This window comes from Sphingobium sp. TomMM15, assembly GCF_055397045.1.
Genome location: NZ_AP027314.1, coordinates 1,158,682 through 1,181,374, shown reverse-complemented (window position 1 = coordinate 1,181,374; position 22,693 = coordinate 1,158,682). Strand labels below are relative to the sequence as shown.

Annotated in this window: 21 protein-coding genes and 1 tRNA gene; 11 read left to right on the top strand and 11 right to left on the bottom strand. The window is 63.1% G+C overall.

All coding sequences use genetic code 11. From position 1 onward, the window contains the following. Positions 1-19: 19 nt before the first annotated feature. The 5 genes from fabD to mltG all read left to right on the top strand — a co-directional run bounded on the left by fabD (position 20) and on the right by mltG (position 4,554). Positions 20-955: an ACP S-malonyltransferase gene (fabD, locus tag ACZ51H_RS05970; protein WP_464802856.1), complete on the top strand. Its 936-nt coding sequence runs from the start codon at positions 20-22 to the stop codon at positions 953-955. A gap of 17 nt (positions 956-972) precedes the next feature. Further along, the gene (gene fabG / locus ACZ51H_RS05965) at positions 973-1,713 is read left to right on the top strand and encodes a 3-oxoacyl-[acyl-carrier-protein] reductase (RefSeq protein ID WP_449473148.1); all 741 of its coding nucleotides are present in this window, start codon (positions 973-975) and stop codon (positions 1,711-1,713) included. Positions 1,714-1,904: 191 nt separating this feature from the next. Next, entirely contained in the window at positions 1,905-2,138 is a 234-nt protein-coding gene (locus tag ACZ51H_RS05960) for an acyl carrier protein (RefSeq protein ID WP_006950224.1), read from the top strand. A 174-nt stretch (positions 2,139-2,312) separates the two neighbouring features. Next, a complete protein-coding gene (gene fabF / locus ACZ51H_RS05955) occupies positions 2,313-3,572 on the top strand; it encodes a beta-ketoacyl-ACP synthase II (protein ID WP_449473145.1) in 1,260 nt (419 codons plus the stop codon). Between the two features lie 10 nt (positions 3,573-3,582). Further along, positions 3,583-4,554, top strand: a complete 972-nt coding sequence (mltG, locus tag ACZ51H_RS05950) for an endolytic transglycosylase MltG (RefSeq protein ID WP_464802758.1) — start codon at positions 3,583-3,585, stop codon at positions 4,552-4,554. 170 nt (positions 4,555-4,724) lie between these two features. Here the strand turns inward: mltG and ACZ51H_RS05945 are convergent, their stop codons facing one another. Next, a complete protein-coding gene (locus ACZ51H_RS05945; protein WP_464794980.1) occupies positions 4,725-5,144 on the bottom strand; it encodes a sugar transporter in 420 nt (139 codons plus the stop codon). Between the two features lie 96 nt (positions 5,145-5,240). Here ACZ51H_RS05945 and ACZ51H_RS05940 point away from each other — a divergent pair, with 96 nt between their 5' ends. Genes ACZ51H_RS05940 through ACZ51H_RS05925 form a run of 4 tightly spaced genes read left to right on the top strand, consistent with a single transcriptional unit; the run spans position 5,241 to position 7,955 of the window. Next, positions 5,241-5,780, top strand: coding sequence for a peroxiredoxin (locus ACZ51H_RS05940; RefSeq protein WP_449473139.1), 540 nt, complete (start codon positions 5,241-5,243; stop codon positions 5,778-5,780). Positions 5,781-5,817: 37 nt separating this feature from the next. Next, positions 5,818-6,309 (top strand): 2'-5' RNA ligase family protein, encoded by a 492-nt coding sequence (locus ACZ51H_RS05935; protein ID WP_464794978.1) that lies wholly within the window; start codon positions 5,818-5,820, stop codon positions 6,307-6,309. A gap of 58 nt (positions 6,310-6,367) precedes the next feature. Next, positions 6,368-7,363, top strand: coding sequence for a porphobilinogen synthase (gene hemB, locus ACZ51H_RS05930; RefSeq protein ID WP_464802757.1), 996 nt, complete (start codon positions 6,368-6,370; stop codon positions 7,361-7,363). A 4-nt stretch (positions 7,364-7,367) separates the two neighbouring features. Further along, complete coding sequence (locus ACZ51H_RS05925; protein WP_449473136.1) at positions 7,368-7,955, top strand: gamma carbonic anhydrase family protein; 588 nt, start codon at positions 7,368-7,370, stop codon at positions 7,953-7,955. A 120-nt stretch (positions 7,956-8,075) separates the two neighbouring features. Here the strand turns inward: ACZ51H_RS05925 and ACZ51H_RS05920 are convergent, their stop codons facing one another. From ACZ51H_RS05920 to zwf, 5 genes are all read right to left on the bottom strand, one after another. After that, a complete protein-coding gene (locus ACZ51H_RS05920) occupies positions 8,076-8,588 on the bottom strand; it encodes a hypothetical protein (RefSeq protein ID WP_464802756.1) in 513 nt (170 codons plus the stop codon). A gap of 53 nt (positions 8,589-8,641) precedes the next feature. Further along, positions 8,642-9,259 carry a bifunctional 4-hydroxy-2-oxoglutarate aldolase/2-dehydro-3-deoxy-phosphogluconate aldolase gene (gene eda / locus ACZ51H_RS05915; protein ID WP_464802755.1) on the bottom strand — a complete coding sequence of 206 codons (618 nt, stop codon included), beginning with the start codon at positions 9,257-9,259 and terminating at the stop codon, positions 8,642-8,644. Continuing rightward, complete coding sequence (glk, locus tag ACZ51H_RS05910) at positions 9,259-10,224, bottom strand: glucokinase (protein ID WP_464802754.1); 966 nt, start codon at positions 10,222-10,224, stop codon at positions 9,259-9,261. The genes eda and glk overlap by 1 nt, the downstream gene beginning before the upstream one ends. 109 nt (positions 10,225-10,333) lie before the next feature. After that, on the bottom strand, positions 10,334-12,160 hold the full coding sequence (edd, locus tag ACZ51H_RS05905; protein WP_464802753.1) for a phosphogluconate dehydratase: 1,827 nt from the start codon (positions 12,158-12,160) through the stop codon (positions 10,334-10,336). After that, positions 12,153-13,628, bottom strand: a complete 1,476-nt coding sequence (zwf, locus tag ACZ51H_RS05900) for a glucose-6-phosphate dehydrogenase (RefSeq protein ID WP_464802752.1) — start codon at positions 13,626-13,628, stop codon at positions 12,153-12,155. The genes edd and zwf overlap by 8 nt, the downstream gene beginning before the upstream one ends. A 198-nt stretch (positions 13,629-13,826) precedes the next feature. On the opposite strand from zwf, the gene ACZ51H_RS05895 reads away from it, so the two are divergent. Continuing rightward, positions 13,827-13,911: transfer RNA gene (locus ACZ51H_RS05895), tRNA-Leu, on the top strand. A gap of 415 nt (positions 13,912-14,326) precedes the next feature. Here ACZ51H_RS05895 and ACZ51H_RS05890 read toward each other — a convergent pair. From ACZ51H_RS05890 to ACZ51H_RS05870, 5 genes are all read right to left on the bottom strand, one after another. Then, the gene (locus tag ACZ51H_RS05890) at positions 14,327-15,466 is read right to left on the bottom strand and encodes a pyridoxal phosphate-dependent aminotransferase (RefSeq protein WP_464802751.1); all 1,140 of its coding nucleotides are present in this window, start codon (positions 15,464-15,466) and stop codon (positions 14,327-14,329) included. After that, positions 15,463-16,164 carry a 6-phosphogluconolactonase gene (pgl, locus tag ACZ51H_RS05885; RefSeq protein ID WP_464802750.1) on the bottom strand — a complete coding sequence of 234 codons (702 nt, stop codon included), beginning with the start codon at positions 16,162-16,164 and terminating at the stop codon, positions 15,463-15,465. The genes ACZ51H_RS05890 and pgl overlap by 4 nt, the downstream gene beginning before the upstream one ends. Next, positions 16,154-17,170, bottom strand: coding sequence for a UDP-glucose 4-epimerase GalE (gene galE, locus ACZ51H_RS05880; protein WP_464802749.1), 1,017 nt, complete (start codon positions 17,168-17,170; stop codon positions 16,154-16,156). The genes pgl and galE overlap by 11 nt, the downstream gene beginning before the upstream one ends. Before the next feature lie 246 nt (positions 17,171-17,416). Beyond that, entirely contained in the window at positions 17,417-19,594 is a 2,178-nt protein-coding gene (locus ACZ51H_RS05875; protein ID WP_464802748.1) for a 3-hydroxyacyl-CoA dehydrogenase NAD-binding domain-containing protein, read from the bottom strand. 77 nt (positions 19,595-19,671) lie between these two features. Further along, the gene (locus ACZ51H_RS05870) at positions 19,672-20,880 is read right to left on the bottom strand and encodes an acetyl-CoA C-acetyltransferase (RefSeq protein ID WP_464802747.1); all 1,209 of its coding nucleotides are present in this window, start codon (positions 20,878-20,880) and stop codon (positions 19,672-19,674) included. 149 nt (positions 20,881-21,029) lie between these two features. Between ACZ51H_RS05870 and ACZ51H_RS05865 the strand changes: the two genes are divergently transcribed. Next, positions 21,030-22,691 (top strand): MFS transporter, encoded by a 1,662-nt coding sequence (locus tag ACZ51H_RS05865; protein ID WP_464802746.1) that lies wholly within the window; start codon positions 21,030-21,032, stop codon positions 22,689-22,691. Positions 22,692-22,693 lie beyond the last annotated feature (2 nt).

Genomic DNA, 22,693 nt, shown 5'->3' with positions numbered 1-22,693 from the left:
TTGCGTCAGAAGGTGAATGATGAGGGCATTTCTGTTTCCGGGGCAGGGTAGCCAGTCGGTTGGCATGGGGAAGGCTTTGGCCGAAGCAAGCCCGGCCGCAAAGGAACTGTTTCAAGAGGTCGATGACGCCCTGTCGCAACATTTGTTCCGCATCATGGTGGAAGGTCCCGAAAGCGACCTCACCCTCACCGAAAATGCGCAGCCCGCGATCATGGCCAATGCGTTGGCGACGTTGCGGGTGATGCAGCGCGAGGGCGGCTTCTCGCTGGCGGAAAAGGGCGATTTCGTCGCCGGGCACAGCCTTGGCGAATATAGCGCGCTCTGCGCCGTCGAAGCGTTCGACATCGGCACGACCTCGCGCCTTCTAAAGCTGCGCGGCCAGGCGATGCAGGCGGCTGTCCCGGTTGGCGAAGGCGCAATGGCGGCCCTGCTGGGCGCCGACATCGAAAAGGCGCAGGCGCTGGCGGACGCGGCAGCGGAAGGTGGAGTCTGCACCGTCGCAAACGACAATGATCCGAGCCAGGTGGTGATTTCCGGCCATCGCGGCGCAATCGAGCGCGCAGTCGCCCTGGTGAAGGACCATGGCATCAAGCGCGGCGTGCTGCTGCCCGTCTCGGCGCCATTCCACTGTCCGTTGATGCAACCCGCTGCGGAAGCGATGGACGAGGCACTGGCTAAGGCCGCCATCAACACCCCGCTGCTCCCCGTCTATGCCAACGTCCTCGCCGCACCGATCGCAGACCCCGACGAGATCAAGCGCCGCCTGGTCGAACAGGTGACCGGCCGCGTCCGCTGGCGCGAATCCGTCGCCGCCATGTGGGACGCGGGCGTGACCGAGTTCGTCGAACTGGGCGGCAAGGTGCTCGGCCCCATGGTCAAGCGCATCGCCCCCGATGCCACTGTCCGCAGCGTCGTCACCATGGACGACATCGAAGCCACCCTCGCCGCTCTCTAAGATAAGGATAAAAAGCTATGTTCGATCTGACAGGCATGACCGCGCTGGTCACGGGCGCTTCCGGTGGTATCGGTTCAGCGATCGCCCGGTCGCTGGCGGCGCAGGGTGCGACGCTGGCGCTTTCGGGCAGCAATGAGGAAAAGCTCAAGGCTTTCGCTGCTGAGTTGGGCGGCGATCACAAGACGCTGGTCTGCAACCTGTCCGATCCCGCAGCAGTCGACGGCCTCGTGGCTCAGGCCGTGGAAGCGCTCGGCGGCAAGATCGACATTCTAGTCAACAATGCCGGCATTACCCGCGACAACCTCATCATGCGGATGAAGGATGAGGAATGGTCCGATGTCATCTCGGTCAATCTGGAAGCCGCCTTCCGCCTTGCCCGTGCCGCTGCCAAACCGATGATGAAGGCGCGCTTCGGCCGCATCATCTCGATCACCTCGATCGTCGGTGTCACCGGCAATCCCGGTCAGGCCAATTATGCCGCGTCAAAGGCGGGCATTATCGGCATGTCCAAGTCGCTGGGCCAGGAACTGGCGAGCCGGGGCATCACCGTCAACTGCGTCGCGCCCGGCTTCATCCGCTCGGCAATGACCGACGCGCTCAATGATGCACAAAAGGGCGCCATCCTTCAGAAGATCCCCGCAGGCGACCTCGGCACAGGCGAGGATATCGGTGCTGCGGTTGTCTATCTCGCCAGCCGTGAGGCAGGCTACGTCACTGGCCAGACCCTGCATGTTAATGGCGGCATGGCGATGATCTGAACCTTGAAAGAGGCAGAAAGCGGCCACTCATCCATCGCAATTGGACGGCCTTGTGCCATTCAGGCGCATGGAAGGGCGGGAATCATGCGTTTCGATCTTTTCTTGCCTCTTGCCTCCGTCGGGGCTTGCCTCTAGGGCATGCCTTAACAAATATTCACAACCTCAACGATACCCAGTAAAAAGGACCACTCATGAGTGAGACCGCGGATCGCGTTAAGAAAATCGTCGTCGAACATCTGGGCGTCGAAGCCGAAAAGGTGACCGAGGATGCAAGCTTCATCGATGATCTGGGCGCAGACAGCCTCGACATCGTTGAGCTGGTGATGGCGTTCGAAGAAGAATTCGGCGTGGAAATCCCCGACGACGCAGCTGAGAAGATCGGCACCGTCAAGGACGCGATCGATTATATCGACAGCAAGCAGTAAGAATGTTGTGCGGCTGACCGGGGGTCGGCTGCCTGCGTTTTTTGAAGGAAATGGCTCCTCCTGTCCGGCGAATCCGGTCTTGGGGAGCCTTTTCGTATCTGGTGCACCGTTCACAAGCGCTCTCGAAGCAGCTAAGGAGCGGCCCAAACCTATGAAGATTTTCGGAGCAGATATATGCGTCGCGTTGTCGTAACCGGCCTCGGCATGGTGAGCCCGCTTGGCGGGAATGTCGAAACTACCTGGAAGAACATCCTTGCTTCGAAGTCCGGCGCTGCGACGATCGCGCGCTTTGACGCCAGCGAATATAAGTGCCGCATCGCCTGCGAAGTGAAGCCCGCAGACCATGAATATGGCTATGATCCGAGCCTGGATGTCGATCACAAGATCCAGCGTCAGGTCGATCCTTTCATCGTCTATGGCATTTCCGCCGCCAGCCAGGCGCTGCGCGATGCGGGCCTCGACAATATGAGCGAGGAGGAGCGCCTGCGCGCCGGTTGCTCGATCGGTTCGGGGATCGGTGGCCTGCCGGGCATCGAAAGCGAATCGCTGGTGCTGGCCAACAAAGGGCCGAGCCGGGTTAGCCCGCACTTCGTCCATGGCCGCCTCATCAACCTGATTTCCGGTCAGGTCTCGATCAAATATGGCCTCATGGGTCCCAACCATGCGGTGGTCACCGCCTGCTCGACCGGCGCGCATTCGATCGGTGACGCCGCGCGCATGATCGCGATGGATGACGCCGACGTCATGCTTGCGGGTGGCGCCGAAAGCGCGATCTGCCCGATCGGCATTGCCGGTTTCGCCCAGGCGCGCGCCCTTTCGACCGCGTTCAATGACACGCCCGAAAAGGCCAGCCGTCCCTATGACGTCAACCGCGACGGCTTCGTCATGGGCGAAGGCGCGGGCGTGGTGGTGCTCGAAGAATATGAGCATGCCAAGAAGCGCGGCGCGCATATCTATGCCGAAGTCATCGGCTATGGCCTGTCCGGCGACGCCTATCACGTTACGGCCCCGCATCCAGAGGGTAGCGGCGGCTACCGTTCGATGGAAATGGCGCTCAGGAAGTCGGGCCTCAGCCTTGCCGACATCGACTATGTGAACGCGCACGGCACTTCGACCCCGCTGGGCGACGAGTTGGAGCTGGGCGCGGTGAAGCGCCTCTTCGGCGATAATATCTCGACCATGTCTATGAGCAGCACCAAGTCGGCGATTGGCCACCTTCTGGGCGGCGCGGGCGCGGTGGAAAGCATCTTCTGCATTCTCGCCATGCGCGACCAGATCGTACCGCCCACGCTCAACCTTGATGAGCCGAGCGAAAGCTGTGCGGGCGTCGATCTGGTCCCGCATGTGGCCAAGGAGCGGAAGGTCCGCGCGGTGCTGAACAACAGCTTCGGCTTCGGCGGCACCAACGCGTCGCTCATCATGAAGGCGATCTGAGGACAGAGCCATGCGGCGGTTCGGGCTGGTTATCCTTGCGATCGGCCTGGCCGTCGCCGCCTTCGTGGCATTCCGCTTCGTTTATGGCTGGACCGAAGCGGGGCCTGCGCCGCGCGACGTCACCGTCATCGTACCTGATGGAGCGACCGTAGCGGACGCCGCAGTCCTTCTGAAACAGGCGGGCGCGGTTCGCTCCGCTGACGCATTCCTCACCCGGACCAAGGTGTTCGGGCGTGGAAAGTCGATCAAGGCGGGCGAATTCCTGATCCCTAAGGGCGCCAGCAACGCCGACATTTTCTCGATCCTTCAGGGCGGTAAGACGCTGACCCGGCTGGTCACCATTCCGGAGGGCATGCCTTCCATCATGGTGCATGAACGGCTGATGGCGAATGACGAGTTGACTGGGGATGTCTCGGTCCCCGCCGAGGGCAGCGTGCTTCCCGACAGCTATGCGTTCGACAAGGGTGAAAGCCGCGTCGCTGTGCTCAAACGCATGCAGGACGCGATGACGCGCGCTCTCGCCAAGCTATGGACCGAGCGCGCGCCCAATAGCGTGGCGAAATCGCCCAAAGAGGCGATCATCCTCGCGAGCATCGTCGAAAAGGAAACCGCCGTCCCGTCTGAGCGGCCCACCGTCGCGGGCGTTTATGGCAACCGCCTGAAGGCCGGGATGATGCTTCAGGCCGACCCGACCATCATCTACCCGATCACCAAGGGCAAGCCGCTCGGCCGCCGGATCAAGAAGTCGGAGATCGCTGCGGTTAACGACTATAACACCTACGCGATGACAGGCCTGCCCAAGGGGCCGATTGCCAACCCCGGCAAGCTGTCGATCCTGGCCGTGCTGCATCCCGCCGAAACAAAGGCGCTCTATTTCGTCGCTGACGGGAAGGGCGGCCATATCTTCGCTGACACGCTCCAGCAGCATAATGAGAATGTCCGCAAATGGTTCGAAATCCGCCGCGCGCGCGGGGAACTTTGACGAACGCCTGTAATTGCTCTCGTCATCCCAGCGAACGCTGGGATCTCCCCGGCTAGGCCGAGAACAATCGAGAGAGATGCCAGCCTCCGCTGGCATGACGGAAGGATGAAGCGACTGAACGACCGCCGCGGAACGATGGTGGGGCCGAAATAGCGCCTACTCTGCCCAGTTCACCGCAGCACACCCCGCGCCCTCAACCGAATCGAATAAAGCCACTGCCCAACCGCAATGGCGAATATCACCGCCGGAAACACCGCCGCCGCCGCGCCCTTCACCGTCCACAAATCGGTGCCCAAAAAGCTGTAGCCAAACTGCACCACGACAGCGACCATCGATAGCGCGAACAACGCCACTGCCGCCGCCTTCCGCAGCAACAATAGCATGGCTCCAGCCGTCCCTGCGCCCACCGCAACAGCATAGGCCGCCCAAGCCCAATCCGGCATCTCTGCAAAGATGCGAGCGGTGTAGGGATCGCTTTCCGCCAGCGTCGCCAGATCAGCGCCATATTGCATGGCAAAGGCCGCCACGCCGATCAAATTCCAGATCAGCAGGCCGATTGCGATGAATTTGAAGGATCGTGACGTGCTCATATGAGTTTCCCCTCCCTGAAGCCTTTGCCCACGTAGCCGACCATCATATAGATGCGTTTCACCGCGTGAAAGCGATGCTGACCGGGAGATGATGAAATGCTCGGACGTTCCATACCTGATGTAACGCTGAAGACCCGCGTGCGCGACGAAAGCGTTGGCGGCCCCAATCCTTTCCGCTGGCAGGATGTCCAGACGGGCGACCTGTTCAAGGGTAAGCGGGTGGTCGTATTTTCGCTGCCGGGTGCCTTCACCCCGACCTGTTCGACCGAACAATGCCCTGCTTTTGAACGCTTCTACGACGATTTCAGGGCGCTGGGAGTGGATGACGTCTACTGCATTTCGGTCAATGACTCCTTTGTCATGTACCAGTGGGGCAAGCATCTCGGCATCAAGAATGTGAAGCTGCTGCCCGACGGATCGGGCGACTTCACGCGCCGTATGGGCATGCTGGTGAAGAAGGATCATCTGGGCTTTGGTGACCGGAGCTGGCGCTACGCCATGGTGGTCGATGACGGCCAGGTGGTCGCATGGTTCGAGGAGCCTGGCATCAACGATATCGGAGAGGATGACGATCCCTATGGCCAGACGAGCCCGGAACCGGTGCTGCAATGGCTAAAGGAACATCCGGCTGGCTGAAGGCACGGGCACCGCGCCGATCCTATTGACGGCGCTTATGGGAGCGGAGGATTTCGCCTGGGCGGATGGCCTCCGCCGCGCCCATTTCCCGCCGGAACGCAACAAGGTGCCTGCGCATATTTCGCTGTTCCATCATCTGCCGCCGACGCTGCTGCCGGAATTGAGCGACCGGATGAAGGGGCTTTGCGCCGGGCCACCGCCGCTCGCGATGATAACCGGCGTCATGTTGCTCGGCCGGGGCGTCGCCTTCGACATGCGCAGTGACGGCCTGCTCGCCATCCGGGACGAACTGGCCGAAGCTTTTCGCGGCTTGCTCACCCCGCAGGATCAAGCGCGTCCCCGCCTGCACATCACCGTCCAAAATAAGGTGGAGCCATCGCTCGCTCGCGCACTTGCTGATCAGTTGAAGGCAGAGTTTCGTCCCCGCCCGCTCCGCATCGCGGGTCTAGCGGCCTGGTATTATCGCAGCGATGGATCGTGGGATCTCGCCAAGAAGGTGAGCTTTCGTTCCGCGCGCATCCTTACATAGCTCCGACATGGCACAGCGGAACCTTGATCGGGTGGTCCGGGCGGCCTAAACCCCGCCGATGACCCACGCTTCTTATCCGGCGCTCCGCCTGCGCCGCGCCCGCGCCGCCGCCTGGACCCGCGCGCTGCACGCCGAAAATCGCCTGCACCCGAGCGACCTCATCTGGCCGCTCTTCGTCACGGAAGGGCAGGGGGTGGAGGAACCGATCGCGTCCCTTCCGGGCGTCTCGCGCTGGTCGGTCGATGGCATGGTGGCCCGCGCGCGGGAAGCCCGCGACGCTGGCATTCCCTGTCTCGCGCTGTTCCCCAACACGCAGGCCGATCGCCGCAGCGATGATGGGGAAGAAGCGCTTAACCCCGACAACCTGATGTGCCGCGCCATCCGCGCGATCAAGGACGCAGTGCCGGACATCGGAATCCTCACTGACGTCGCGCTCGATCCCTATACCGCCCATGGCCAGGACGGCCTGCTTGACGAGCAAGGCTATGTCATCAACGACGCCACGATTGACGTGCTGATCGGCCAGTCCCTGAACCAGGCGGCGGCGGGCGCGGACATCATCGCGCCCAGCGACATGATGGACGGCCGCGTCGGTGCGATCCGCGAGGCGCTGGAGGAAGAAGGCCACGCCAATGTTCAGATCATGGCCTATGCCGCCAAATATGCGAGCGCCTTTTACGGCCCATTCCGCGACGCCGTTGGCTCCAGCGGCCTGCTGAAGGGCGACAAGAAAAGCTACCAGATGGACCCGGCCAATAGCGAGGAAGCGCTGCGCGAAGTCGCGCTAGACCTCGCGGAGGGCGCCGACAGCGTCATGGTGAAGCCGGGCCTGCCCTATCTCGACATCATCGCCCGGGTGAAGGACCGGTTCGAGGTGCCCGTATTCGCCTATCAGGTGTCGGGCGAATATGCGATGATCGAAGCCGCCGTCGCTGCGGGAGTGGGCAACCGCGACGCGCTGGTGCTGGAAACGCTGCTAGCGTTCAAGCGCGCCGGTTGCTCGGGCGTTCTGACCTATCACGCGCTCCACGCCGCGCGGCTGCTGGGAGCCTGACGCCATGCCCGATCATCCGCACGCCGCCCATGCCGATCATCCCGGCGCTACCATCCTGACCTTTGGCGGCAAGACCCCGGTCATCCACCCCAGCGCCTTCATCGCGCCCGGCGCGCGCATCATAGGCGATGTGGAGATCGGCCCCGACAGCAGCATCTGGTATAATTGCGTCGTCCGCGGCGACGTGAACGCGATCCGCATCGGCGCGCGCACGAACATCCAGGATGGCAGCGTCATCCACTGCGACGGCCCCGATCCCGCCAGGCCGGACGGCTGGCCCACGATCATCGGCGATGATGTCCTGATCGGGCATATGGCGATGATCCACGGCTGCGAACTCAAGGACCGGGCGTTCGTCGGCCTTGGCGCGGTGGTGATGAACGGCTGCGTCATCGAAAGCGATGCAATGCTGGCCGCCGGAGCGCTGTTAGCGCCAAACCGCACGGTCCCGCACCGTCAGCTCTGGACCGGTCGCCCGGCCAAATATGTTCGTGACCTCACCGACGAAGCGCTGATCAATATGCGCGAAGGCGTTGACCGCTATGTCCACAATGCGAAAGCGCACAAGGGCGCATTGAAGGCGGACGCCTGAACCACATACTTGCATCCGTTCGCCCTGAGCCTGTCGAAGGGCTTCACTTTCTTGAACAACAGAAAAGGGCTTCGACAAGCTCAGCCCGAACGGAAATCTAAAGTTCGCATAGCCCCAAACTCAAGGCTGAGCCAACCGCCCCTTCACCGCATCGATCCGGTCATTCTGCGCATCCACGATCGCCAGCGCCCCCTTGCGCGCCGCATCGATCTGCTCGACGCCGCCCCCGGCTTTTCCCTCCGCCAGCGCATTGCTACGCTCGACATAAAGCGTGTCGAGGCTCGCGAGCGCCGAAACGCTATCGTTTCTCGCCGCCTCCAGCGCGCTGATAGCAAGCTGCGCCGCGACCCAGGATTCGCTGGACACCGCCGCGCCCGCAGCAGCTCGCGTTGCGCGATCCGCGCCGGGCCATGCCTTGTCGAACGCCGCACTGCCCGCCTGCGCCTGCGCCGCAAATCGGTCAACCTGCGCCAGCAAAGCCGGATCGGCCTCAACCGGCACCGGAGCAGCCGGAGCTTCTCCCACCGGCGCATTCTCCACCGCCCGCTTGGCGAGTGAAGGATAGCCCGTCAGCGTCCCGGCACAGCCAGAAAGGAAAAGGGCGATGGAAGGGAGCAGCCTACGCAGGATCATGGCGCTGATCTAGGGCGGGAAATCCCGCTGCGCAATGGCGGCAGCGCGAAACGTCAGCGCGGCAGCGCCGCAGCCTCACGCGCCAAAGCCTCGATCTTCGCGGCATCGACCGGCCCCTTGGGCACGACCCAGCTACCGCCGACGCACTTCACAAAGGGTTCGGCCAGCCATTTCGGCGCGCTTTCCGCCGTAATCCCGCCCGTCGGGCAAAAGCGCGCGACATGAAGGGGCGCGGCCAGCGCCTTCAAAGCGGGCAGCCCGCCCGAAGTCTCCGCCGGGAAAAATTTGAAATGGGTAAGGCCCAGGTCCAGCCCGCGCATGATGTCGCCCGCCGTGGCCGTTCCGGGAAGGAACGGCACCCGCGCCGCGATCGCCGCCTTGCCCAGCGGTTCAGTGAGGCCAGGGCTGACGATGAACCGCGCGCCTGCCTCCATTGCCGCGTCCAGTTGCGACGGGTTCAGCACGGTGCCAGCGCCGACCACCGCGCCCTCGACCTTCGCCATCTCGCGGATCACGTCCAGCGCAGCGGGCGTGCGCAGCGTGACTTCCAGCGCAGGCAGGCCGCCCTTCACCAGAGCCTGCGCGATGGGCAGCGCGTCTTCCACCCGATCCACCACCAGCACCGGGATGACCGGCGCCAGCTCCATCACCTGTTTAACGCTGAGCGACATTATTTCTTCTCCCGAAAGGCGGCGGCCGCCCCGTAAAGTCCAATCTCTTCATGCACGGCAAGGCGGATGGGCACCGTCGCCATCAGGCTTTCAAACCGCCCCTTGGCGATGAAGCGCCGATGAAAGCCGCTCTGTGGCAGCAAGCCGCGCATCCGCTGCGTCAGTCCGCCCGCCAGCACGACCGCGTTCGGCCCCTGCGCCAGCGCCAGGTCGCCCACGACCGATCCATAGCAAAGGCACAAGCGATCGAACGCCGCCCGAGCGAATTCGTCGGTGCCGTCGATCGCGGCCTGCCACAATTCGGCATCTTCCATCAGGATGACGCGGTCATGACCGATGGTCGCCATTGCCTTGTAGATATTGTTGAGGCCCGGCCCCGACACGACCCGCTCGGTAGACACGCGCAGGAATTTGTCGCGCAGATAGGCGAGGATCTTTTCCTCCAGCGTATCAAGCGGCGCGAAGTCGATATGTCCGCCTTCGGTCGCGATCACATGCGGCTCGCCGTCGTCGAACGCGATCATCGCGACGCCAAGGCCCGTGCCCGGACCCACCACCGTAACGCCGCCGTCGCGGGGGAAAGGCCGGTCCTGCCCGAACAGCAGCGGCAGATTGTCGTCCGGCAGGCGCGCGACGGCATGCGCCACCGCTTCGAAATCATTGACCAGCCGCATCTGCTTCAGGCCCAGTTCCTCGTCCAGCGTGTCGGGCCTGATCATCCAGCTGCTGTTGGTCAGCTTGATAACATCGCGCCCGATCGCGGTGGCAAAGGCGATCGATGCCGCCTTGGGCAGATTGCCGCCTTCATCATGCGCGAAAGCTGCCCAGCAGGCTTGCAGGTTGGGAAAGTCCGCAACCTTGTATTTCCGCACCTTGCCCAATGTGGGCACGTTCCGCGCGCTCAGTTTGGCGCGAGCAAAGCGGGCATTTGTACCGCCAATGTCGGCAGCGATGATGTCGGTCATAGGACCACTCCAATCATGGCGTCATCCCAGCGCAAGCTGGGTTCTCGTAAGGCCGGGCCGTGCCCTCTCGCCGGAGATGCCAGCATGCGCTGGCATGACGGGTGGGGGATTATAATTCAGCTTCCATCGCAGCCAGAATCGGCGACGCGCCGCTTTCCGCCAGATCACTATGATGGCGGAAAAGCGCAAATAGTTCGCGGCCCGTGTCATAGGGCGGCGGCGGCGGCACGGGCAGCTCGCGCGCGTCCCACTCCGCCGCATCGACCAGCGCCTCGATCACGCCCTTGTCAGCACAGACCCGCACCATGTCGCCATCGCGCAGCTTGGCGATCGGCCCGCCACCCAATGCTTCGGGCGACAGATGAATGGCAGCAGGCACCTTGCCCGAAGCCCCCGACATGCGCCCGTCCGTCACCAGCGCCACGCGGAACCCGCGATCCTGCAACACGCCCAGCGCGGGGGTCAGCTTGTGCAATTCCGGCATCCCGTTCGCGCGCGGCCCTTGGAAACGGACCACCACGACGACATCGCGTTCCAACTCGCCCGCCTTGAAGGCGCGCAGCACATCGTCCTGATCGTGGAACACGGCCGCCGGAGCCTCTATGGTCCAGCGTTCCTTCTCGACCGCGCTCACCTTCATGACGCAGCGGCCCAGATTGCCCGCCAGCAGGCGCATGCCGCCATCAGGGCTGAAGGCGCTCGACACCGGGCGCAGGATGGCGTCATCGCGCGATACCGGAACGTCGCGCCATTGCAGCGCTTCATCCTCCAGCACCGGCTCCTTGCCATAATCGGTCAGGTCGGCCCGAGCGACCGTCATGATGTCCCGGTGCAGCAGTCCGTTGTCCAGCAGCTCGCGGATGACGAAGGACATGCCGCCAGCCATGTGGAAATTATTCACATCGCCCGCGCCGTTGGGATAGACCCGCGCCAGCAGCGGCACGACATCGGAAATTTCCGCAAAGTCGGTCCAATCGACGCTGATCCCCGCCGCCCGCGCTATCGCTGGCACATGGATCGCATGGTTGGTCGATCCGCCGGTGGCCATCAGGCCGATGATGGCGTTGACGATCGCCTTCTCATCGATGCAATGGCCGAGCGGCCGGTAATCATCGCCATCCCAACCGATGCTGGCCAGCCGATGCACCGCCGCCCGCGTCAGTTCGCTGCGCAGCTTCGTGCCAGGATTGACGAACGACGCGCAGGGCATGTGCAGGCCCATCACTTCCATCATCATCTGGTTGCTGTTGGCGGTGCCGTAAAATGTGCAGGTCCCCGCGCCATGATAGCTGGCGCTTTCGGACTCGAGCAGCTCATCCTTGCCGACCTTGCCTTCAGCATAAAGCTGGCGGATGCGGACCTTTTCCTTGTTGGCGAGGCCCGACGGCATGGGTCCTGCGGGGATCAGGATCGTCGGCAGATGCCCGAACCGCAGCGCCCCGATCAGCAGCCCCGGCACGATCTTGTCGCATATGCCCAGCAGCGCCGCACCCTCGAACATCGCATGGCTGAGCGACACCGCCGTCGCCAGCGCGATCGTGTCGCGGGAAAAGAGCGACAGGTCCATGCCCGCCTGTCCCTGCGTCACGCCATCGCACATGGCCGGGACGCCGCCCGCCACCTGCGCCGTCGCACCGACCTCACGCGCGGCGATCTTGATCGCTTCGGGGTAGCGGCCATAGGGCTGATGCGCCGAAAGCATGTCATTATAGGCGGTGACGATGCCGATATTCATCGCGCTGCCCGTGCGGATCACCGGCTTGTCCTCGCCGCTCGCCGCAAAGCCATGGGCAAGGTTGCCGCAGGACAGTTGCGCGCGGTTAGTCCCGGCGTCACGCCCCCGCTCGATCAGGTCCAGATACTGGCGGCGGCGCGGCGCGCTCCGCTTTACGATGCGTTCGGTGACCTTGGCGATCACCGGATGAAGATCAGTCATGCCAGCTGGCTCCGTCTCGTTCAATCAGGGCAATGGCCGAAGACGGCCCCCAGTTCCCCGAAGCATAGGGCGAAGGCTTCACCCCCGCTTCTTTCCAGCCGTCGATGATGGAATCGATCCATGTCCATTGCGCCTCGACCTCGTCCCGGCGCACGAACAAAGTCTGGTCGCCCGCCAGCAGATCCAGGATCAACCGTTCATAGGCAATCCGCCGCCGCTGCCCGGCAAAGGCGGCGGTCAGCGACACGTCCAGCGTCACCTCTTCCAGATGGACGTCTCGCTCCAGCCCCGGCCTTTTACTCATGATCAGCAGGCGGATATATTCGTCGGGCTGAAGCCGGATGATCAGCGTGTTGGGCTCTAGCCCCGAACCGCCGCCCGAATGTTGCCCGTCGCGGCCGAATATCGAATGCCGCACAGGCTTGAATTGAATCTGGATTTCCGACTGGCGCGTCGGCATCCGCTTGCCCGTCCGCAGATAGAAAGGCACGCCCTGCCAGCGCCAATTGTCGATATGGGCTTTCAACGCGACAAAGGTTTCGGTGTCGGAAGCCTTGCCCAATTCGTCACTATAGCCGGTGACGATCTCACCGCCGACCGCGCCCGGCGTATATTGGCCGCGTACGCTGTTGGTCTTCACCGTCTCTGCCGTCATCGGGCGCAGTGACCGCAGCACCTTGACCTTCTCGTCACGGACGGCGGTCGGGTCCATGCGGGCAGGGGGTTCCATCGCGATGATCGACAGGATTTGCAGCACATGGTTCTGAACCATGTCGCGCAGCGCGCCGACGCCGTCATAATAGGAAACCCGGCCTTCGAGGCCGACCGTCTCGCCGACCGTGATCTGCACATGGTCGATCGCCGTGGCGTTCCACAGCGGCTCGAACATCACATTGCCAAAGCGCAAGGCGAGCAAATTCTGCACCGTCTCCTTGCCCAGATAATGGTCGACGCGGAAAATCTGGCTTTCGTCGAACAACGCGCCGATGCCGTTATTGACCTCCTTCGAAGAAGCGAGGTCCTTGCCGATCGGCTTTTCCATCGCGATCCGCGTCGTCGGCGTGATGAGGCCCGCGTCCGCCAGCCCCTGCGCCGTGGGCGCGAAGAGGGAAGGGGGCGTCGACAGATAGACCGACAGCCCGCGCTCCGCCCGTCCGTCGAGCCGCTTCGCCAGCTTCTTGAATTGCTCCGGCTTCCCCGCTTCGACCGGCTCATACCCGATCATCGCCTTCAGCCGCGCCGCGACTTCCGCATCATAGCGATCAGCGCCGACGAACTTTTGCAGCGCCTTGTCGATGTCGGCGCGAAACGCCTCGTCATTCATCTCCGTGCGCCCCGACGCCACGATCATGAAGTCATCGGGCAGCAGACCGTCGCTAAGCAGATTGTAGAGCGACGGAAAGATCATGCGGTGCGCCAGATCGCCGGTGGCACCGAAAAGCAGGAATGTGGCAGACGGATCGGTCAAAGGATGCCCTTTTCCGTTGGGAGGAATTTTTCAGGTCTGCACGAAACGGTCCTATAGCGGTACGGTTTCGTTACGCAAGCAGGCTATCCGCGCGAACCAGCCCCTGCAACCGCCCGACAGCTTTATCCTGCACGCGATCTGATTTTTGTCTGGACGCTGGCACCTGATTTTGCCATTTGGCGCGGGCAGGCCATGCACGCGGGCGTGGTGAAACTGGTAGACGCGCCGGACTCAAAATCCGGTTCCGAAAGGAGTGTCGGTTCGATTCCGACCGCCCGCACCATCTTTGTTTGCGCGATGCCGCCCACCAACCCATCTCGCGGGTTCGACTTCGCTCCGCTCAGCCGGACCATCCCCCATCGAGAAAAAGAAAGACCCGGCAGCACGAAGCCGCCGGGCCAAGGGGGACTTTTACCAGGTAAAAGCCTCGGGTCGCGGGGCTTCCCTAGCGCAAAAAGATGACAATTCCAGTTAATCGGCAGCGGTCCATCCATAATGGATCAAACAACGGGTCAACATTCACCCAGCCGTATTTGTGAGCAGAGGCCCCCACAGCTTCACGTCATGAACAACTTTACGTCATGCCAGCGAAAGCTGGCATCTCGGGCGATAAGGGACGGCTTAGCCTCACGAGATCCCAGCCTTCGCTGGGATGACATAAACCTCTCAGAACATCTTCCGCTTCCGCGTGGAAAAAACTAAACCCGCCGCCGCTGAGCCGCAAACCACGGGACCAATCGCCGGATTGCTTCCTCCACCCGGTCCGTAGAAACGGCAAAGCTGATGCGAATATGCCGGTGCCCATCCACCGGATCGAAATCGATACCCGGCGCCGTCGCCACGCCTGTCTCCTCCAGCAGCTTCCGGCAAAAAGCCAAGCTGTCGTCCGTCAAATGCCCCACATCGGCATAGATGTAGAAAGCCCCGTCCGGCGGCGCGATCTCCTTCAACCCCAGCGAAGGCAGCGCCGCCAGCAGCAACTCCCGGTTCCGTCGGTAATTCGCGACATGCCCCTCCAGCTCTTCGAGGCAGTCAAAAGCCTTCAACCCCGCATGCTGGGCGAGGGAAGGGGGCGTCAGGAACAAATTCCCCATTCGCGCCCGCGCCGCCTCGACCAGCGCTGGCGGGAACACCACCCAGCCCAGCCGCCACCCGGCCATCGAAAAATATTTCGAAAAGCTGTTCACCACCACCGTACCGGGCGCGAACTCCAGCATCGAATGCGCCGCCTCGCCGTAGGACAGGCCGTGATAAATCTCATCCGACACGATCCTGATCCCGCGCCGCGCACAAACCTCCGCGATTCGCGCCATCTCGTCAGCGGGAATGATCGTGCCCGTCGGATTGGCCGGGCTCGCGATGATCACGCCATCGGGTGCAGGCTCCATCGCCTCCAGCGCCGCCGCGCTGATCTGGTATCGCTCGGCAGGCCCGCAATCCACCTCGACCGGCTCCAGATACATTGCCCGCATCGTATTGCGATAAGCCACATAGCCCGGCCGCGCCGTCGCCACCCGCGCGCCCGGCGCAAACAGGCAACTGAGCGCCAGCACCAGCCCCGGCGAAGCGCCGCAGGTCAGCAATATCTGCTCCGCCGCCACCGCCACGCCATAGCGTTCGCGATACAGCAGCGCGATTCGCTCCTTCAGCGCCGGGCTTTCCCAATAGCCCATCGGATCACTGTCCAGCACCCCATGCGCCTCGGCGATCGCGGCGGCCGGCGCGCCCGTCGAAGGCTGGCCGAACTCCATATGCAGGATGGAGCGACCCTCGGCCTCCAGCCGATGCGCCTCTACCCCGATGGCGATGGCATGAAAAGGATCGATCTGCGCAATCATGCGCTGCCTTGCTCCGAAATCCAGACCTCGACCGACACGCCATGCTGGCACAGTGCTACCCGGATCGGCAGCTCCTCGATCGGCCCGCCAGCCAGCGCGCGGTCATAAACCGCCTTCTTCGGCGCACCACCGATTTGCAGGAAAATATGCCGACTCTTCAGGATCGCCTTGGCGCTCAGCGACATGCGCTGATGCGGCGCGGCAGGCGGCGTCACGGCCAGCGTCAGCGCGCTCGTAGCCAGCCCCTCGGCCAGCTCCTTCGCCTCCGGGAACAGCGAAGCCGTATGCCCATCCTCGCCCATGCCGAGCAGCACGATGTCGAGCGGCCAAGGCAGCTCCGCCAGTGCCGCTTCACACGCAGCCTGCCCCGCATAGGCATCCGCAGCGTCATTCTTCATGCCCACAAACCGCGCCTTCGCCGCTGCGCCTTGCAACAGCGTCTCGCGAACCAGCCGCTCGTTGCTGTCCGCATGATCGGGTGCGACCCATCGCTCATCGACCAGGGTCACGATGACCTTGCCCCACTCCAGCGCCGCGCCCGAAAGCGCTTCCAGCACCGGCCGGGGAGACCGCCCGCCCGACAGGGCGATCGTCGCCACGCCGCGCGCTGCGATCGCGTCGCCCAGCACGAACTCGATCCGCCGAGCCATGTCGGCAGCCGCCAGACCGCCATCAACAAAAAGATGTTCAGTGGGCATCGCGATCGCCCCTTATGTCAGTCAGCTTGCGCTCCCACGCCAACGCATGAGTGACGATCTGGTCCAGATCGGCATGGCGCGGCTGCCACGGAAATTCCGCCATGATCGCCCGATTGTCGGAGATCAGCGAGTCCGGATCGCCCGCGCGCCGCCCTCCCATCCGCCGGTCGATCTTGATGTTCGTCACCCGATCGACCGCATCCAACACTTCCAGCACGGAAAAACCGCGCCCATAGCCGCAATTCAGCAGATAATTCTGTTCGGGCCTCGCCATCAGAGCATCCAGCGCCAGCACATGCGCCGCCGCCAGATCGGTGACATGGATATAGTCGCGCACGCCCGTCCCGTCGGGCGTATCGAAATCGGTGCCGAACACCGACACAAACTCCCGCTTGCCCAGCGCCGCCTCGACCGCCACCTTGATCAAGTGCGTCGCTCCCGCCGTCGACTGACCCGTCCGCCCCTGTGGATCGGCCCCCGCCACGTTGAAATAACGCAGCGCGCAGAAGTTCATCGCATGCGCCGCGCTAACATCACGCAGCATATATTCGGTCATCAGCTTGGACATGCCATAGGGATTGATCGGCCGCTGCGGTGTCGTCTCCTTGACGGGGCTTTCCTCCGGAATGCCATAGGTCGCGGCGGTGGAGGAAAAGATGAAATGCGGCACGCCCACTGTCACCGCACTCTCGATCAGATCGCGGGTCTTGGCGCTGTTGTTGTGATAATATTTGAGCGGGTTCTCGACCGATTCCGGCACCACGACGGACCCGGCGAAGTGCATGATCGCCTTTATGTCATGATCGCGCAGAGCCTGCTGCACCAGTGGCTGGTCGGCAATATCGCCCTCAACGAAAGCCACATCGTCCGGCACTGCCCAGCGAAAACCCGTCACCAGATTGTCGATCACGACGACGCCATAACCGGCATCGCGCAGCGCCAGCACCGCATGGCTTCCAATATAACCGGCACCGCCTGTGACCAGAACCGTCGGCTTTTCGCTCATAAGAAGGACGTCTCCCGAAAATGTCGGGCGAGACCTAACTGACTGTCATTGTGATTGACAGCCTTCAGTGTTGCGCCGCGGGATCAATCCGACGAACACCGCATCGCAGGCGGTTCGGTGTGCTCCCAGCCCACCCCCGTTCGTCCTGAGCTTGTCGAAGGACTTCTCTTCTCTTCTTGGAAGGAGAGGGCGTCGACAGGCTCAGCCCGAACGGTGGCGAAGAATCAAAATCGTAAGTCTCAACCCTCAAGCCGCCGCAGCCTTCACCCCACCATCATAGAAAGTAGCCCCGCTCGCCGCCATATCCTGCAACTGCACGGTCGGCGCAAAGCGATCCCCATGCCGCGCCGCCAGCCGCTCCAGCACGGCCACCACATGGCCGATCCCGACCGTATCCATGTGGCTGAACGGCCCACCCGTCCAAGGCGCAAAGCCCCAGCCGAAAATCGCGCCCAAGTCGCCATCCTCCACCGTTTCCAGCACACCTTCCTCATAGCAGCGGGCGCATTCGATCAACTGCCGATAAAGCAGCCGTTCCTTCACTTCCTCCACATCGGGCTGCACCGCTGCACGCGGGAACATGTCTGCCAGCCCCGACCAAAGATGCTTCTTCCCGCCCTCCGGATAATCATACCAACCCTTTGCGCTCTTGCGCCCCAGCCGTCCCATCTCGACCATCCGCGCCATCACCGCATCGGAAGGCTGCGCCACATAGGCATCACCCAATTCCTTCTGCGCGGCGACCACGATCTTGTGGCCCAGCTGGATGGAAACTTCATCACCAACGGCCAAAGGCCCGACCGGCATCCCCAATTGCCGCCCGGCATTTTCGATAAGCGCCGGGTTGATCCCCTCGGCCACCATCTCCACACCTTCCTGCACATACGTGCCGAAACAGCGCGAGGTATAGAAACCGCGCGAGTCATTGACGACGATCGGCGTCTTCTTGATCTGGCTGACGAAATCCAATGCCTTGGCGATCGCGGCGGGGCCGGTTTCCTTGCCAAGGATGATCTCGACCAGCGGCATCTTCTCGACGGGCGAAAAGAAGTGGATGCCGATGAAATTGGCGGGCTTGCTCCATGCCTTGGCCAGCTTGGTGATCGGCAGGGTCGATGTGTTGGACCCGAAGATCACATCGGCGCCGAGCACCTCCTCGACCTTCTTCGTCACCTCGGCCTTGATCGCCACATCCTCGAACACGGCTTCGATCACAAAGTCCGCTCCGGCGAGCGCCGCATAGTCGGTCGTCGGTGTGACGCGCGCCAACGTCTCCGCCATCTTCTCGGGCGTCATGCCCCGGCCCAGCCGCTTCTTCAGCACATCCTCGACATGCGCCTTGCCCTTTTCGGCATAGGCCAAGTCACGGTCGAACAGCATGACCTCAATGCCTGCCTGCGCAGCGACCGTGGCGATCCCCGCGCCCATCATGCCCGCGCCCAGCATGGCGAGCTTCTTGGTCGCCGCCTTGGGCTGATCCTTCGGCCGTCGCGCGCCGCGTTCGGCGGCATTCTTGTTGACGAACAGGCTGCGGATCATGTTCGCCGCCTGCGGTTCCGCAGCGACCTTGGCGAAATATTTGCTCTCCACCCGGATCGCCCGGTCGAACGGCAGCAGAGCGCCTTCATAGACCGCCGACAGTAGAGCCACCGGCGCGTTCATGTTCCGCTGCGTCTGCTTCAACGTCATCGGCACCGCGCCGACCATCGTCTGCACGAAGGCAGGGTTGAACGCGCCCGCACCGCCCGGAAACTTGAAGCCCTTTACATCCCACGGCTGCGCGCTGGCGGACGGATTGGCCTTCACCCACTCCTTGGCCTTCTCGACCGCCGTGCCCTGCGGCACGACTTCATCGACGGCTTTCAGCATCGCCGCTTCGGCTGGGCGGAACAGCTTGCCCTGCAACATATACATCAGCGCCGCCTGCACCCCGATGAGGCGCGGCAAGCGCTGTGACCCGCCGCCGCCAGGGAAAAGGCCGATCAGGATTTCGGGCAGGCCAAGCTGCGTCTTGGGACTGTCGCCCACGACGCGCCGATGGCATGCCAGCGCCAGCTCGAACCCGCCGCCAACGCAAGTCCCCTCAATCGCGCAGGCCACCGGCTTGCCGCATGTCTCCAGCCTACGGAAAAGCTGGTTGAGCACGAACACTTGCTCGAAAATCTCGGCCGGAGCAGGGCGCTTGTCCGCGCCGCTCGCCAGCATCGACCCGAAATATTTAAGGTCCATGCCCGCCATAAACCCGCTGTCCTTGCCCGAAGCAATCACCGCGCCCTTGATCGCTTCTTCCGAACCGATGCGCGTGATTGCCTCGTCCAGATCGGCCAGAAAGTCGGGACCAATGACATTCATCGACTGGCCCGGCACATCGATGGTCAGAGTAGCGATGCCGTCCGCATCGACGTCAAAATTGATGGTTTGCATAAAGCTACTGCCTCTCAACTCCGTTCGCCCTGAGCTTGTCGAAGGGCTTCACTTTTCTTCTCAAGGGGGAGGGGGGATCAAACTCGCTCGATAATAATCCCTGTCCCCATCCCCGCACCAACGCAAAGGTTCACCAGCGCCGTACCCTTGCCCGACCGCTCCAGCTCATCCAGCGCCGTGCCCAGCACCATCGCACCAGTCGCGCCCAGCGGATGGCCCATGGCAATCGCGCCGCCATTCACATTGATCTTGTCATGGTCGAGGTCCATCGCCTGCATGTAGCGCAGCACCACGCTTGCAAAGGCCTCGTTCAGCTCCCACAGGTCGATGTCATGACTGCTCATCCCCGCTCGGTTGAGCAGTTTGCCCGCAACAAATTCCGGCCCCGTCAGCATGATCAGCGGCTCGGACCCGATCGATGCCATTGCCCTGATCCGGGCGCGGGGCTTCATCCCATATTTCTCGCCCATGTCCTTGTTGCCGACCAGTACAGCCGCCGCGCCATCGACGATGCCCGAACTGTTGCCCGCATGATGGACATGGTTCACCCGCTCCAGTTCAGGATATTTGAGCAGCGCGATCGCGTCGAAGCCCGGCATTTCCTCACCCAGCGCGGTAAAGCTCGGTTTCAGCGCAGCGAGCGACTGCATCGTCGCGTCGGGCCGCATATGCTCGTCATGGTCCAGCACCACGGAACCGATCACATCACGCACAGGAATGATCGATTTGGCAAAGCGTCCTTCGTCCCACGCTGCCTTCGCCCGCCGCTGGCTCTCCACCGCATAGGCGTCCGCATCGTCGCGGCTGATCCCGAACTTGGTCGCGATCACATCGGCGCCGATGCCCTGCGGCGCGAAATAGGTCTTGTAGGCGACCGCCGGGTCCATCGCGATCGCGCCGCCGTCAGATGACATCGGCACCCGGCTCATCGATTCGACGCCGCCGCCGATCGCCAGGCCCGCTTCGCCCGAATATACCTTCGCCGCCGCCATGTTCACCGCTTCCAGTCCCGACGCGCAGAAACGGTTGATCTGCACCCCCGGCACCGTCTGCTCATAATCGGCGTTCAGCACGGCGGCGCGGGCGATGTCACCGCCCTGTTCGCCTATCGGTGTGACGCAACCAAGTATCACATCGTCCACGTCAGCCGTGTCGATGGCGTTGCGGTCCCGCACCGCCTGCAACACCTGTGTCGCCAGCTGGATAGGGGTGATTTCATGCAACGACCCGTCCGGCTTCCCTCGACCTCGGGGCGTCCTCACGGCATCGTAGATAAAGGCTTCCATCGCTCGGTCATTCCTCTTCGCTTGGCGTCCAGCGTGCCGCAAATGTATTTACGTTTACGTAAAGTGCAAGCCTATTCGCTTTAACATTGAACTGCTTTCCTTCCTTCCGCGTTTGACGCTCCAATCGTTTTCGGGTTCATGCATTTTCAGTGTCAGAGGCAGATTCTCCTCCAGCGCCATCGCCCTTCGCCATCCCCATCTTCCGCGCGGTATGGTTCGCCAGCCTCGCGTCCAACTTCGGCGGGTTGATCCAGTCGGTCGGCGCGGCATGGATGATGACCTCGCTGTCGGGCTCCCCCATGCTCGTCGCGCTGGTGCCCGCATCGACAACCCTGCCGATCATGCTGCTCTCGCTCTGGGCAGGCGCGGTCGCGGATAATCTCGACCGCCGCCTCGTCATGCTCGCCTGCCAACTGTCGATGCTCCTGGTATCGGCGTCGCTCGCGCTATTCGCGTGGCTCGGGTTGCTCACGCCCTGGTCGCTCCTCGCCTTCACCTTCCTGGTCGGCTGTGCCACCGCCATTAACGGTCCGGCGTGGCAAGCATCGGTCGGCGACATGGTCCCACGTTCCCAACTGCCCAGCGCCGTCGCGCTCAACAGCATGGGCTTCAACCTTGCGCGCAGCGTCGGCCCCGCACTCGGCGGCATCATCGTCGCAGCCGCAGGCGCCGCCGCCGCGTTCCTCACCAATGCGCTGAGCTATATCGCCCTGACCATCGTGCTCCTCCGCTGGCAGCCGGAACGCGGGCCGAAGCTCCTGCCGCGCGAACGCCTCGGCCTCGCGATGAGGGCAGGCGCGCGCTATGTCGCCATGTCGCCCAAGATCCAGCTCGTCCTCCTGCGCGCGGCAGCTTTCGGCATCGGCGCGAGCGCGGTGTCCGCCCTCATGCCTCTAGTGGCGCGCGACCTGTTGAAGGGCGACGCCCTTACCTTCGGTATCCTGAGCGGCGCCTTCGGCATCGGCGCAGTCCTGGGCGCACTCTCCTCCGGCAGGCTCCGCCGCCGCTTCGCCATCGAAACCATCGTGCGTTCCGCCGCACTTGCGCTGGCAATAGGCACTGCTATCACGGCTTCCACCGGCTGGCTGCTTGTAACGATAGCGGGGCTCCTGCTCTGCGGCGCAGGCTGGGTCATCGCGCTGTCGACCTTCAACGTCTCGGTCCAGATGTCCGCTCCCCGATGGGTGCTGGCGCGGGCTGTCGCCCTTTACCAGATGACGGCGTTTGGCGGCATGGCACTGGGCGCCTGGCTGTTCGGCTGGCTGGCGGAACATATGGGCGTGGTGACGTCGCTCCACGTCGCCGCCGGGGTGCAGTTCGTGGCGGCGATGGTCGGCCTTTTCCTGCCGCTATCCCAGACCGGCGACGAAAATCTCGACCTCCTGAACCGCTGGCAGGAACCGCAGACCTCGGTGCCCATAGAACCACGTAGCGGACCAGTGGTCATCACCATCGAATATCGCATTCCGCCGGGTTCCGTCGTGCCGTTCCTCACCGCGATGAGCGAGCGCCGCCGCATCCGCCGCCGCGACGGCGCGCATGGCTGGTCGCTGCTCAGGGACTTGGCCGATCCCGAATTATGGGTCGAGCGTTATCATGTCTCCACCTGGCTCGACTATGTCCGCCACAACAGCCGCCGGACGATGGCCGATACCGCCAATTCCGACGCTCTTGCAGCGTTACACAGCGGATCTCATCCACCAGTCGTGCATCGCATGCTGGAAAGGCAGACCGGTTCGCTACCAATCGGCCGGATGCCCGATGTGCGGGAGATGGACGACCCGATGACCGACCCGACCCGGTCGAGCTGATC